General features: G+C 38.9%; 15 protein-coding genes. 14 read left to right on the top strand and 1 reads right to left on the bottom strand.

Features of this window, described 5'->3' with window-relative positions; all coding sequences use genetic code 11:
- Positions 1-275: 275 nt before the first annotated feature.
- The 7 genes from V7068_RS13210 to V7068_RS13180 all read left to right on the top strand — a co-directional run bounded on the left by V7068_RS13210 (position 276) and on the right by V7068_RS13180 (position 6597).
- Positions 276-1190: a proline dehydrogenase family protein gene (locus V7068_RS13210; protein ID WP_499713175.1), complete on the top strand. Its 915-nt coding sequence runs from the start codon at positions 276-278 to the stop codon at positions 1188-1190.
- A 16-nt stretch (positions 1191-1206) separates the two neighbouring features.
- Positions 1207-2754: an L-glutamate gamma-semialdehyde dehydrogenase gene (gene pruA, locus V7068_RS13205; protein WP_499713174.1), complete on the top strand. Its 1548-nt coding sequence runs from the start codon at positions 1207-1209 to the stop codon at positions 2752-2754.
- 100 nt (positions 2755-2854) lie between these two features.
- Positions 2855-3112: a hypothetical protein gene (locus V7068_RS13200; RefSeq protein WP_499713173.1), complete on the top strand. Its 258-nt coding sequence runs from the start codon at positions 2855-2857 to the stop codon at positions 3110-3112.
- 264 nt (positions 3113-3376) lie between these two features.
- Positions 3377-4030, top strand: coding sequence for a hypothetical protein (locus tag V7068_RS13195; RefSeq protein ID WP_499713172.1), 654 nt, complete (start codon positions 3377-3379; stop codon positions 4028-4030).
- Between the two features lie 186 nt (positions 4031-4216).
- The gene (gene purT / locus V7068_RS13190; RefSeq protein ID WP_499713171.1) at positions 4217-5374 is read left to right on the top strand and encodes a phosphoribosylglycinamide formyltransferase 2; all 1158 of its coding nucleotides are present in this window, start codon (positions 4217-4219) and stop codon (positions 5372-5374) included.
- Between the two features lie 81 nt (positions 5375-5455).
- Positions 5456-5830, top strand: coding sequence for a nucleotide excision repair endonuclease (locus V7068_RS13185; RefSeq protein WP_252282660.1), 375 nt, complete (start codon positions 5456-5458; stop codon positions 5828-5830).
- 203 nt (positions 5831-6033) lie between these two features.
- On the top strand, positions 6034-6597 hold the full coding sequence (locus tag V7068_RS13180) for a tyrosine-type recombinase/integrase (RefSeq protein ID WP_499713170.1): 564 nt from the start codon (positions 6034-6036) through the stop codon (positions 6595-6597).
- 89 nt (positions 6598-6686) lie between these two features.
- Here V7068_RS13180 and V7068_RS13175 read toward each other — a convergent pair whose 3' ends face one another.
- The gene (locus V7068_RS13175) at positions 6687-7379 is read right to left on the bottom strand and encodes a universal stress protein (protein ID WP_499713169.1); all 693 of its coding nucleotides are present in this window, start codon (positions 7377-7379) and stop codon (positions 6687-6689) included.
- A gap of 128 nt (positions 7380-7507) precedes the next feature.
- On the opposite strand from V7068_RS13175, the gene V7068_RS13170 reads away from it, so the two are divergent.
- Genes V7068_RS13170 through mnhG form a run of 7 tightly spaced genes read left to right on the top strand, consistent with a single transcriptional unit; the run spans position 7508 to position 13293 of the window.
- Positions 7508-9907: a Na+/H+ antiporter subunit A gene (locus tag V7068_RS13170; protein WP_499713168.1), complete on the top strand. Its 2400-nt coding sequence runs from the start codon at positions 7508-7510 to the stop codon at positions 9905-9907.
- A 2-nt stretch (positions 9908-9909) separates the two neighbouring features.
- A complete protein-coding gene (locus tag V7068_RS13165) occupies positions 9910-10335 on the top strand; it encodes a Na(+)/H(+) antiporter subunit B (protein WP_127761858.1) in 426 nt (141 codons plus the stop codon).
- Between the two features lie 2 nt (positions 10336-10337).
- On the top strand, positions 10338-10676 hold the full coding sequence (locus V7068_RS13160; protein ID WP_127761857.1) for a Na(+)/H(+) antiporter subunit C: 339 nt from the start codon (positions 10338-10340) through the stop codon (positions 10674-10676).
- Positions 10669-12159, top strand: coding sequence for a Na+/H+ antiporter subunit D (locus V7068_RS13155; protein ID WP_499713167.1), 1491 nt, complete (start codon positions 10669-10671; stop codon positions 12157-12159). Before V7068_RS13160 ends, V7068_RS13155 begins: the two co-directional genes overlap by 8 nt.
- Before the next feature lie 42 nt (positions 12160-12201).
- Positions 12202-12690 (top strand): Na+/H+ antiporter subunit E, encoded by a 489-nt coding sequence (locus tag V7068_RS13150; protein WP_499713166.1) that lies wholly within the window; start codon positions 12202-12204, stop codon positions 12688-12690.
- On the top strand, positions 12678-12962 hold the full coding sequence (locus V7068_RS13145) for a Na(+)/H(+) antiporter subunit F1 (RefSeq protein ID WP_375350981.1): 285 nt from the start codon (positions 12678-12680) through the stop codon (positions 12960-12962). Before V7068_RS13150 ends, V7068_RS13145 begins: the two co-directional genes overlap by 13 nt.
- Complete coding sequence (gene mnhG, locus V7068_RS13140) at positions 12940-13293, top strand: monovalent cation/H(+) antiporter subunit G (RefSeq protein ID WP_402922262.1); 354 nt, start codon at positions 12940-12942, stop codon at positions 13291-13293. The genes V7068_RS13145 and mnhG overlap by 23 nt, the downstream gene beginning before the upstream one ends.
- Positions 13294-13395: the final 102 nt, after the last annotated feature.

The following is a 13395-nucleotide window of genomic DNA, read 5'->3' as shown; positions in this document are numbered from 1 at the left end:
TGTTGACTTTCGTTTCTTTTATTATGAATATTCAAAAAACAATATGTAATATTATTTGACATGTTTTGTTAGGAATATTGTAGCATGAAAGTATAGAAAGGGAAACAGCAAAATCAATTATGTTAGTTCTTTCGTATGATATAAACGTTGATATTCGTTTTTTTTGTTAATCTTGTAGAGTTATTATTTAAAAAGAATAAAAGCTTAAGTATGGAAAATATAATGAATATAAGAGGGGTGGCTGTAACACTTTTCACCGTAATGGAGGAATTGAAATGGACGCGATAATGAGGAACTTCTTTCAATTTTTAGCGAGAAATAAACGCGTGAATAAGTGGGCTGCGAAATATGGGTTGCACCTAGGTGCGCAAAAATTTGTGGCAGGATTATCTATTGAACAAGCAATTACACAAGTACGGGTGTTACATGAAGACGGGCGAGTAGCGACATTAGATCATTTGGGCGAATTTGTAAAAAGTGAAGCAGAGGCAAGGCAATCTGCTTATATGTGTTTGAAAGCGTTAGAGGCAATTGCTGAAGCAAATGTTCCTTCCCATTTATCTGTTAAGTTGACATCGCTTGGATTAGATATAAGTGATGATTTATGTTTTGAACAGATGTGTCATATTCTAAATAAAGCGAGTGAGTATCGGATTTTTGTTCGGATTGATATGGAGGATTATGCACATTGTCAACAAGCGATTGATCTCTTTAAGCGATTGCGGAAGATGTATGACGGAGTAGGTCTTGTTTTACAAGCTTATTTATATCGAACGGAACAAGACCTACGAGACTTGGGTCAAATCAGTGCCAACCTTCGTCTTGTGAAAGGGGCTTATAAAGAATCACCTGAAGTGGCTTTTCCAAAGAAAGTGGATGTAGATAAGAATTATTTAAAAATTATTAAACAGCATTTGTTAAATGGACATTATACAGCGGTAGCTAGTCATGACGAACAGATTATTCATCAAGTGAAAGAGTTTGTAAGAGAAAAAGAGATAAAAAGAGATCAATTTGAGTTTCAAATGCTTTTTGGCATTCGCGAAGATCTGCAAAAGAAATTGGCAAGTGAAGGATATACAGTACGCGTCTATGTACCGTATGGGAAGGATTGGTTCGGTTACTATATGAGGCGCTTAGCTGAAAGGCCGGCTAATGTTTGGTTTGTGATGAAGAATTGGATGAAATAAGAGGAGGAATGAAGATATGGTATTTTCCTATAAACATGAACCATTTACTGATTTTTCTTTACAAGAAAATAAAGATGCTTTCATAACAAGTCTAGCGAAGGTGGGGGCGTGTCTCGGTCAAGAGTATCCGTTAATTATTGGGGGAGAGCGAATTTCAACAAAAGAAAAAATTATTTCGGTTAATCCAGCTAATCATAGCCAGGTTATAGGCAATGTGTCAAAAGCAAATAAGCAACTTGCAGAAAATGCGATGCAAATAGCTGCGGAAACATTTAAAACATGGCGTAAGACAAAGCCAGAGATGAGAGCGGATATTCTTTTTCGTGCGGCTGCAATTGTTCGGCGTCGCAAGCATGAATTTTCAGCATGGTTAGTGAAAGAGGCGGGAAAACCATGGAATGAAGCAGATGCGGATACAGCAGAAGGAATTGACTTTATGGAATATTACGGGCGGCAAATGTTGAAGCTGAAGGATGGGATTCCGGTAGAAAGTCGTCCATCTGAATTTAATCGTTTTGCCTATATTCCACTCGGAGTAGGCGTTATTATTTCACCATGGAATTTTGCTTTTGCAATTATGGCAGGGATGACAACGGCGGCTGTTGTATCAGGCAATACGGTCTTATTGAAACCAGCTAGTACAACTCCAGTTATTGCAGCCAAGTTTATTGAAGTGCTTGAAGAAGCGGGTCTTCCCGCTGGTGTTGTGAACTTTATTCCGGGAAGTGGGGCAGAAGTAGGAGATTATTTGGTGGATCATCCAAGCACGCGTTTTATTAGTTTTACGGGTTCACGTGATGTGGGGGTTCGTATTTTTGAACGAGCATCGAAAGTGCAGGATAGTCAAATTTGGTTGAAGCGTGTCATTGCGGAAATGGGAGGGAAGGATACGATTGTTGTCGATAAAGAAGCAGACTTAGAGCTTGCGGCGCAATCGATTGTTGCCTCTGCATTCGGATTCTCAGGTCAGAAATGTTCAGCTTGCTCACGGGCGGTTGTTGTGGCGGATGTGTATGATACGGTTTTAAAGCGCGCTGTTGAATTAACGAAGAAGTTAATGGTTGGTGATCCAGCTTATCAAGAAAATTTTATGGGACCGATGAATGACCAAGCGGCTTTTGATAAAGTTATGAGTTATATCGAAATAGGGAAACAGGAAGGGAAGTTAATGATTGGAGGCAAGGGGGATGATAGAGAAGGATGGTTTATTCAGCCTACTATATTCGCTCATGTAGAAGAACATGCACGTATTATGCAGGAGGAAATTTTCGGACCTGTAGTTGCTTTCTGTAAGGCGCGTGATTTTGCTCATGCGCTGGAAATTGCGAATAATACGGAGTATGGCTTAACGGGTGCTGTTATTTCGAATAATCGTTCTCATATTGAAAAAGCACGTGAAGATTTTCATGTTGGAAATTTATATATTAATAGAGGGTGCACGGGTGCGATTGTTGGTTACCAACCCTTTGGTGGATTTAATATGTCAGGGACAGATTCAAAAGCAGGCGGTCCAGATTATTTGATTCAGCATATGCAAGGAAAGACCATTTCTGAAATGTTTTAAAGTACTTTTATATGATTAAATTCCCCTTCAGCTTTAATCACTATTTTTCTTCATTATCATATTTTAGCAGGGGAAGTATGATAATGAAGGGGGAAAAATGATGAATATAGATGAAAGATCTCCATGGTATCCTCAAGGAGTTAATTGGCAAGGGATGGGGCAAGGCGGCTATTGGCCGGGAACATGGCAAACAGGTTATTGGCCAGGCGGTCATTGGCACGGCGGAGGTCACTGGCATGGGGGACATCATGGAGGAGGTCATTGGCACGGAGGTCACTGGCATGGGGGACATCATGGAGGAGGTCATTGGCATGGAGGAGGCCATCATCATGGGGGACAGTGGCAAGGAAGGTATTAGTAAAGTGGTCAATGATTGCGTGTATGAGAAATAACAAAAAAGCTGTTCCTGAGTTTGGAACAGCTTTTTTATGTTGTTATTCCGCATGTAACGAGCAGTAAGCCCCCCTCTGATAGAAGCTCTACTTCATGATGAAAAATGATGTTCTTTTACAAAGAAATCGACCGTTCTTAACAAGAGATTAATAATTCTCCTTTATATTATAGGAAAGAAGGGGAGAAATCTTTGTTGTTAGTTAGTTTATAACGAACGGGAGATGATTCAGTGCTTAAAAGGTTCATCAGTGGATTTTTAATGATAGTCATCATCAGCTGTATTTACCTCTATGCTCCTGAAGCGCCGCGCAATCAAGAAGAAACGGCATTGGCACAAACGTTTGTTGAAAATGAAGAATGGTTCATTCCGAATCGGCATATCCCAGATGATTTACATGTAACGGAAGTGGGGCAAAGTATTACAGATTCTAAGGGTGAGCTTACATTGCTTGCAAAAGCAACAGAAATTGCACCTATTGTAGTTGGTCCTATTGAAGTTATGATTAGAGATGTGAAAGTCATTCGTGTTGTACCTGACGATAGCATGATGGATTTCTTTCAAGCTTATACGAAGAAACAAGGATTTGATATGATAAAAATCAGTGTCGAAATTCATAATACATCAAGTGATACGGTACAGTTCACCCCGGTTACTCGTTTAGAAACGACCGATGGTGAGCAGAAAACCGAAAAAGATAATTTGTTTTTAGAAGAGATGAAGGGGACGTTCGTAGGTGGAGATGTGAAGCGGGGGGATATTGGGTTTATCTTAAATGACCAAGCCCAATCAACATTGCAAGGTATACACATATTTACTAGTGATACGGTAAATACTAACGGAACCGTCTTCGAACAAGGGAAGAAAATTGAAATTAACTTTTAAATGGAGACAGCGATTCTTGTTTGAGGGGAATCGTTTTTTTGTTTGGGTAATATTCGTGAAAAATGGTGATTTTATATTCCGTTGTGATTTATTCAGTGAAAGAATGAAATATTAGCGAATAAAATATTGTTTTATCAGACTAATAGTTCGTATATAATGATGAGAAAGACGAGAGGAGAAGTGCAGATGTTTAAAACAAAGAAAGTGTTACTGTTAGGGTCAGGGGAGCTTGGGAAAGAGGTTGCTATTGAAGCGCAGCGTCTTGGTGTGGAAACCATTGCGGTGGATCGCTATGAACAAGCTCCAGCCATGCAGGTTGCTCATCGGAGTTATGTGGTTGATATGTTAGATGGAGAGAAAATTCGTGAAATCGTTGAAAGAGAAAAACCAGATTTAATTGTTCCGGAAATCGAGGCCATTGCGACTTCAGAATTATTGAAGCTAGAGGATGAGGGATTTCGTGTCATTCCAACCGCACGTGCAGCGAAGTTAACGATGGATCGGGAAGGAATTCGCCGTTTAGCGGCTGAAACATTAGGTCTTCCAACGGCTGGCTATCGATTTGCCGATACATATGAAGAATTCGTGCAAGGAGCGCAAGAAATTGGTTTTCCGTGCGTTGTGAAACCATTAATGAGTTCATCCGGAAAAGGGCAAAGTGTATGTGCATCTGAAGCGGAACTTGCTAAGTCTTGGGAAATTGCGATGGAAGGCGGACGCGTACAAAATGGCCGTGTGATTATTGAAGAGTTTATTCACTTCGATTCTGAGATTACATTGTTAACAGTTCGTTCAGTAAATGGTACGAATTTCTGTGCTCCGATCGGTCACGTTCAAAAAGGCGGCGATTATATTGAATCTTGGCAGCCTCATAATATGACAGAACAGCAAATTGAAGAAGCGAAGCGAATTGCGAAGACGATTACAGATGAGCTAAGTGGATTTGGTTTATTTGGTGTTGAATTATTCCTTTCTGGAGAAAAGGTGTATTTCAGTGAGGTATCACCGCGCCCGCATGATACAGGTCTTGTGACGCTTGTGACGCAAAACTTATCTGAATTTGCCCTGCATGTGCGAGCGATTTTAGGATTCCCTATTCCCGAAATTACACTTATTACACCGGGAGCGAGCCGTCCGCTTAAGTCAGATGAAGAATACGAGGATTATTCAATTACTGGAGTAGACCAAGCTTTATCTGTTCCGAACACACAAGTTCGTGTATTCGCTAAACCGGTTACGAAGATAGGTCGTCGTGTTGCTGTAGCGTTATCGACGGCTGAAACAGTAGAAGAAGCGAGAGAGAAGGCGAAGCGAGCTTTAGACTTCTTACATGTTGAAAAATAAAGGCTTTCTTTATGCTGAATAGCTTTTCAAGTATAAATATGATAGTATTTAGCTTTACTTAAATAGAGGAAGTGACGAATGGTGATTCACATTGAAATACCTGAAGCAGACATTACAATTACACAGCGAAAACAAGTGCGAACAGCAGATGAGCCGGTAATTAAGGATATTTATGGATTTATTGATTTTCATCAAATTCCAAGAGATAAAGGCGGCATCTTCATGTTTTATAATGAAGCAGGCGAGCTCCTTTTTGTTGGAAAAGCTCGAAAGCTTAGACAAAGAATTAAAAGACATTTTGAAGACCAAGTTTCACCGATGAAACATCATCGAAAGGAAGTTTACCAAATTGATGTTTGCGTCGTCGAGTCCCCGATGGAACGTGAGATTTATGAAACGTACATCATTAATGAATATCAAGCGAAATATAATATTGATAAAGTGTTTTTTAAATAATAATCAAAAAGCTGGAAACTTTAAAGTTTCCGGCTTTTTTTACTTATAGGCATTATTTTTTGAGAATTTGTTAGATAACGTTGTTCATTTTATGCTTTAGATATAATAAAAATGCAAAAACTAAAAGAACGTTAAAATTGTAATGTTACATAGTATTTGTTAATATAATAATTAAGTAACATTAGATTGTAGGAGGAAATGGTGTGGAGTATGTCGATCCTATAAAAGACATCGAGAGTATTAATGCGATTAAACAAATTTTGCAACAGCAATCACAAAGAGATCTTTTGCTTTTCGTATTAGGTATTAATACGGGAATCAGAGTGAGTGAGTTACTGGCTTTAAAGGTGGATGATGTTTGGGAGGATTCTCATATTAAAGAATTTCTCCGTATTCGCGACACTAAGCATGAAGAGGTAAAGGCGTATTATTTAAATAATAATGTGAGAGATGTTCTCGAAAAATATTTGGCACGGTGGAATTTTACCAGCAGTGATTATTTGTTTAAATCTAAGAAAAATAATCAACCGATTACACGCCAGCAGGCTTATCGAATTATTAATCATGCTGCCAAAGAAGTCGGAATTCCAGGGAAGATTGGAACACATACTTTAAGGAAAACATTTGGCTATCATGCGTATCGAAAGGGCATTGCGATTTCAATCTTAATGTCGATTTATCATCATCATTCCCCTGCAGAAACATTGCGTTATTTAGGGATTGAAAAGAATGAGGAACATTTAATTAGAGTAGACGTCAATTTATAGCGAATGGTGATAAAACTATTTAACTCATAATAAAAACCTCCACAAGTATGAACTTGTGAAGGTTTCTAGAGGATTGCTCGTATAAGTAGTTATTGTTCATCATTATAGGTTTCGAGCGTAGCAGTCACGTTAACATTTGTTAAATCTTTAACGTAGTCTTCTATAACATGAACTTGCAGTGTTTCTTTATTTTTCATGAACTTGAATATTCCGTTATTAAAATCTGTGCCGAGTTCCTTAAAGAAAATTCCTTCAAACTCAACATTCTTTGTATGGTTGAAAGTAAGTCGGTATTGATCATTTTCTTTAATAAGATACGCACGTACCCCTTTTTCAAAATGTCCTTCCTGATCTTTAAGTGAACGAGACACAGATATGATATGAAGGTCAATAAATGGAATCTCACGTAATAAGGAGTTAATCACTGATTCTTTTGTGATTTGTTCCCAGCGGCTTTGCGCTGTTTGCCCCAGAACGATTTGTGTAATATGTTTTTCTCTTGCCACTTCAGCGATTACTTTGGTAACGGATCGTTTTTCATTATCTTTAATAATGAATTCTTCAGCGTTATGCTGTTCAGCTAATTGTTGCCATCTCGTAATATAAAATGATTTTTCTGCATCCAATTCATCGAAAGGCTTTGGATCAATCGTTAGGATATAGAGCGGGCAGTCAAGCATGCTCGCAATCTTACAGCCACGTTGAATGAGGCGTTCGCCATTTGGTCCATAATAAACGCAGACGAGGATGCTCTCATCCATGCGTCCTTTGATCTTCTTCATGATTTAGTTCACCTCAATAAATAGATGGGAATGAAACAAGTTAGTAAGTATCGTTAGACTATGTATGACTATAGCTTATGGTTCGGCTGCAGTCAATTAAATTTATAAAGAATAAGGAGGGAGCCTGATTGTCTTGGTTACACATCATGATTGTAATGCCATTTATCTTTGCGCTATTTGTACCATTTCTATATAAATTCTTTACACCTCGAATTCATACAGGGTGGTTTGTATTCATTGTGCCGCTTGTATTATTCTTATCTCTTCTAAAATATATCCCTGCCATTGCTGACGGAAAGACTGTCTATCACTCCGTACCGTGGATGCCGTCTTTAGGAATTAATTATACAACTTATATGGATGGGTTGGGGCTTATTTTTGGACTTTTAATTACTGGAATCGGTACATTAGTTGTTCTTTACTCCATTTACTATATGTCCAAACACCGTGAATCCCTTCATAACTTCTATGTGTATTTGCTGTTATTCATGGGAGCGATGCTTGGAGTTGTTTTTACTGATAATGTTTTAGTTTTATATGTATTTTGGGAAATGACTAGTATCTCCTCGTTCTTGTTAATTGCGTATTGGTACCAGCGGAAAAAATCTCGCTATGGTGCTCAAAAATCTATGCTTATTACAATATTCGGTGGTTTGGCGATGCTTGCTGGTTTTATCATGCTATCCATGATAACAGAAACGTATAGCCTGCGAGAGATGTTCAATCAAGTAGACGTCATTACTGCACATTCTTTATTCCTTCCTGCAATGCTTTTAATTCTATTAGGCGCTTTTACGAAATCTGCCCAGTTTCCATTTAGCATTTGGCTGCCAGATGCCATGGAAGCACCCACACCAATTAGTGCTTATCTGCACTCTGCGACAATGGTGAAGGCTGGTATTTATTTAGTAGCTCGGTTTACGCCCATCTTTGGCGGAAATGCGGAATGGTTTTGGGTAATCTCAAGTATAGGGCTCATCACTTTGTTGTACGGTTCTATCAATGCGGTTAAACAAACGGATTTAAAAGCGTTATTAGCTTATTCGACCATTAGTCAATTAGGACTAATTATGTGTCTGCTTGGCTTGGGATCTGCGGCTCTTTATTTCGGGTATGGAGATGAGGCAACGGTCTATGCAGCGGCCATTTTAGCAGCCATCTTCCACTTAATTAATCACTCTACATTTAAAGGCAGTCTGTTTATGGTCGTTGGTATTATTGACCATGAAACAGGGACCCGTGATATTCGAAAACTGGGCGGTTTGATGGGGCTTATGCCAATCTCCTTTACACTAACCATCATTGGAAGCTTTGCTATGGCGGGGTTACCCCCATTTAATGGATTTTTGAGTAAGGAGATGTTTTTTACAGGTGTCTTGAATGCCTCTCAAATGAACATATTTAGCATGAATACATTCGGCTTACTCTTCCCAACGATTGCGTGGATTGCTAGTGTATTTACATTTATTTACTGCATGATTTTACTGTTCAAAACATTTATGGGAAGGTATCAACCGAGCAAATTAGAGAAGGCAGCGCATGAAGCTCCGTTAGGTATGTTGATTTCGCCTATTCTACTAGCCTCGCTCGTCATTCTTATTTTCTTTTTCCCAAATGTGCTTTCCCATTATTTATTACAACCTGCGTTAATTGCTATTTTACCAATCTTTGCTCAAAGCGGTGGCATTGATGTGAAGATTAGTGCTTGGCACGGTTGGAATACAGAGTTATTTATGACGTTGGGGATTGTAGGACTGGGAACCTTCATGTACATCTATTTGAAAAAGTGGTCCGGGGTATACGGCCTGTTTTCTCAAAGGTGGACGCTCAATGCTGGATATGATTTTGCGATTGAGAAGATGGAGAGGTTTTCCCAAGGATCCACAAATCGATATATGACTGGTTTTATTAGAGATTATGTTGTGTACATTTTTGCAGTGCTGATTGTTATGCTTGGTGGTTCTCTTTGGTTATTTGATGGAATCGCGATGGATATTTCAAATGATGCTCCTATTAGTCTATACGAAGGAGGAGTAGTTGTCGGGATGATTATTGCGGCAATTACCGTTCCGTTAGCTAAATCCAGGCTGACAGCCATCATTGCTGTTGGGGTGCTTGGCTATCTTGTATCTATGCTGTTTGTCATCTTCCGTGCACCTGATTTAGCTCTGACTCAATTGGTTGTTGAAACGGTGACAGTTGCTCTATTTTTATTGTGTTTCTACCACCTGCCAGAATTTCGAAAAGAAACGGTTCGGATGCGATTTAAATTAACTAATTTAATCATTTCTATTGGAGTGGGAGTAATTGTTACCATCATCGCATTGTCTGCCAATAGCACAAGGCTTTTTGAACCAATCTCAAGCTACTTTGAGAATTCTTACGATCTTGCAGGTGCTAAAAACATAGTAAATGCTATCCTGGTTGATTTCAGGGGTATTGATACAATGCTAGAAATATTTGTTTTATGTATTGCTAGCCTTGGAGTGTACACATTAATTAAACTTCGATTAGCGGGGAGGGATTAAGCATGAAGAAGCCTAATGACATTATTTTACATGCTGTCACGAAAGTGGCTGTACCGATTATCCTTGCCTTCTCGTTTCATCTTTTTTTCTCGGGACATCACAATCCAGGTGGTGGATTTATCGGCGGGCTAGCGATTGCCTCCGCATTGACGCTTTTATTTCTTGCTTTTGATATTGAAACGGTACGTGCCAATATTGGTGTAGATTTTAAAGTAGTTGCAGCAATTGGCGTTTTGCTTGCGGTACTAACGGGAGTAGGGTCATTTTTTTTCGATGCTCCATTTTTAAGTCATACATTTGACTATTTCAATCTTCCTATCTTTGGGAAGACAGAGCTTGCAACGGCTGTTCTTTTTGATGTCGGGGTTGCGTTAGCTGTTATTGGAACGTCTGTTACGACTATTTTAAGCATAAGTGAGGATCGATAAAGATGGAAACGTTAATGTCTTTCCTTGTTGGGATATTGTTTATGATTGGCACATATTTAATTTTGGCTAAAGGCTTATTAAGAATCATATTAGGAACTTCTATTATCAGTCATGCAGTCCATCTGCTCATTTTAACAATGGGGGGACTCAAGACAGGGGGGCCTCCGCTATTAGGTTTGAAAAATACATCCTATACGGATGCCCTGCCACAAGCCCTTATTTTAACAGCAATTGTGATTAACTTTGCCGTAACGGCTTTGTTTTTAGTGCTAAGTTATCGCGCGTATAAACTTGTGGGTACTGATGATGTGGGTCAAATGAGGGGTAATGCGGATGAATAATATTGTGATTTTGCCAATCATTATCCCATTAATAATGGGGATGATATTGGTAATATTCAGGAAAAACATTCAATTTCAGCGGTGGATGAGTCTTATTGCCATTGCAGCTGTTGGGAGTACATCAATTTATTTGATGACTCAAATTAAAGAGCATGGTATGCAAACGCTGCAATTGGGCGGCTGGCAAGCTCCTTTTGGAGTGAGCATGGTAGCGGACATGTTTGCTGTATTACTGCTTACTACAACAAGTTTTGTTGCCTTTTGTTGTTTAATATATGCGTTCAGTTCGATTGGAAAGGAGAGGGAATCCTACTATTTTTACCCGATGTTCTTGTTCCTTCTTACAGGTATTAATGGGTCATTTTTGACAGGGGATATATTCAACTTATTCGTCTGCTTTGAAGTGATGTTAATTTCTTCTTATGTCCTTTTATCTTTAGGAGGAACGAGGATACAACTTCGAGAGTCTATTAAATATGTTCTTGTGAATATCATTTCGTCTTTTCTCTTTTTGCTTGCCGTTGCTTATTTATATGCGATGACAGGCACGTTGAATTTAGCTCATCTATCTGTACGTATAGCAGAGGTTGGGCAAGATGGCTTGATGACTACCGTTGCTATTTTATTTTTAATCGTATTCAGCCTGAAGGCAGCGCTATTCTTGTTCTTTTGGCTGCCGGGTTCTTACAGTGCTCCCCCTACAGCGGTTGCAGCGGTTTTTGCAGCATTGCTCACAAAGGTCGGGATGTATGCGATCTTTCGAATGTTTACGCTCGTATTTTATCATGAACCTCAAGTTACCCATTTAATCATTGGGATACTAGGGGGATTAACGATGGTGCTTGGTGCATTTGGAGCAATCGCTTATTGGGATATTAAAAAAATATTAGCGTATAACGTAATTGTCGGAGTTGGGCTGATTATGTCTGGCTTGGCTGCTTTTACATCAACGGCGATTACTGGCTCCATATACTATCTTATCCATGACATCATTATTAAAGCCCTCATCTTTCTTCTAGGGGGGACGATGATTCATTTAACAGGTACAAGTAATTTGAAAGACATGAGCGGATTAATTCGCACACATCCCTATGTAGGCTGGATGTTCTTTATCGCTGCTCTATCACTAGCAGGTATACCGCCTTTGAGTGGTTTTATTGGTAAAGTATTGATTACAAAAGGCACGTTTGAAGCGAGCTATTTTTGGTTAGGCGGCATAGGTCTGTTAACAAGCTTGCTAGTTTTGTATTCGGTTATGAAGATTTTTATGAATGGTTTTTGGGGAGAAACGCTTTTGAGTGAGGATATGGAGAAGGGAACTACAAAAGGATTAATGTTCCCTATGGGATGTCTCCTTGCTGCTACTGTTGCATTAGGCTTTGGTGCAGAGGGAATTCATGAATATGTGAGTATGGCAGCAGAAGGCTTATTACGTCCTGAACTTTATATTGAAGCTGTATTAGGAGGAAATCCAATGCCTTAGAGTTCTACTTTATATGATATATGATTGAAAGGGGGGAGTTCATTGTCCATCCAAGTATTAATTAATTTATTTCTTGCTGCCCTGTGGATGTTTCTCCAAGATGAATTAAGCATATTGACTTTTTTCAGCGGCTATTTAATCGGATTAATTGTTTTATGGATTTTACGTCACTTTTTTGCTAAACCTTTTTATCTTAGCAGCCTTGTGGCTGTATTCAAATTGTTCCTTGTCTTTATTTACGAATTGATTACATCAAGTCTCCTTGTTATGCGGCAAGTGTTACGGCCAAAGATTGATATTACGCCCGGAATTATTACGCTAAAAACAGATTTAGAAGGAGAGTTGGAAATAACTTTACTTGCTCTGCTCTTAACATTGACTCCTGGTTCTGTCGTTTTGGAAGTATCTCAGGATGGGAAGGTCTTTTATATTCATGCGATGGACATTCCTGAATCAAGTGATGCAGTTTATCGATCACAACATAAATTCGAAAAGGCCATTAAGGGGGTAACACGCAAATGGTGGAATTAGTTTTAATGAGTTCGTTGTTTTTGTTAATCCTCTCTATTTTACTTACTCTTTATCGGGTTATTAAGGGACCTTCGATGCCCGATAGAGTGCAGGCATTGGATGCGATTGGTATCAATTTACTTGCTGGAGTAGCAATTTTTGCTGTCTTGCTTAGAACGTCAGCTTTTTTAGAAATCATTCTGTTAATCGGCATTCTCTCGTTTGTTGGAACGGTGGCCTTTGCTAGGTTTATTGAAAGAGGTGTGGTCATTGAACGTAAGCCTGCCGATTGAAGCGATAGCGGTTATTTTGATTTTTATCGGAACGGTGTTCGCTTTTTTAAGTGCAATTGGATTAATTCGATTACCCGATGTGTACACGCGTTCCCATGCAGCATCAAAAAGTGCGACGCTTGGTGTACTTTGTGTCTTATTTGGGACGTTGCTCTATTTCTGGATTACAGAGGGCATTTTTAGTGTCCGTTTACTTCTTGGAATCTTCTTCGTATTCCTAACGGCTCCTGTTGCAGCCCATGTGATTTGTCGCGCTGCTTATCGTTCTAATGTAGAATTGGCTGAAGAAAGTGTGCAAGATGATTTGAAAAAAGTGATGCAAGAAAAATAAAAAAATGAAGGGTTACTCTGTAATATTAAAGACAGGTGATTGTACATTAGATACTTAAAATCAACATTTGTCTATAATGTTGCACATTATATTATATATGGT

It is taken from the genome of Bacillus sp. JJ634 (genome assembly GCF_036962285.1).
Lineage (GTDB): Bacteria > Bacillota > Bacilli > Bacillales > DSM-1321 > Peribacillus > Peribacillus asahii_A.
The sequence above is the reverse complement of the archived record's forward strand: the minus strand, read 5'-3'. Positions and strand labels throughout refer to the sequence as shown.

Bases quoted from the DNA above. Each gene is read 5' to 3' on its own strand.
- V7068_RS13165 (WP_127761858.1), top strand. From the start codon at position 9,910: ATGAAGAAGCCTAATGACATTATTTTACATGCTGTCACGAAAGTGGCT.
- V7068_RS13160 (WP_127761857.1), top strand. From the start codon at position 10,338: ATGGAAACGTTAATGTCTTTCCTTGTTGGGATATTGTTTATGATTGGC.
- V7068_RS13210 (WP_499713175.1), top strand. From the start codon at position 276: ATGGACGCGATAATGAGGAACTTCTTTCAATTTTTAGCGAGAAATAAA.
- pruA (WP_499713174.1), top strand. From the start codon at position 1,207: ATGGTATTTTCCTATAAACATGAACCATTTACTGATTTTTCTTTACAA.
- V7068_RS13145 (WP_375350981.1), top strand. From the start codon at position 12,678: ATGGTGGAATTAGTTTTAATGAGTTCGTTGTTTTTGTTAATCCTCTCT.
- V7068_RS13175 (WP_499713169.1), bottom strand. From the start codon at position 7,379: ATGAAGAAGATCAAAGGACGCATGGATGAGAGCATCCTCGTCTGCGTT.
- purT (WP_499713171.1), top strand. From the start codon at position 4,217: ATGTTTAAAACAAAGAAAGTGTTACTGTTAGGGTCAGGGGAGCTTGGG.
- V7068_RS13155 (WP_499713167.1), top strand. From the start codon at position 10,669: ATGAATAATATTGTGATTTTGCCAATCATTATCCCATTAATAATGGGG.
- V7068_RS13200 (WP_499713173.1), top strand. From the start codon at position 2,855: ATGAATATAGATGAAAGATCTCCATGGTATCCTCAAGGAGTTAATTGG.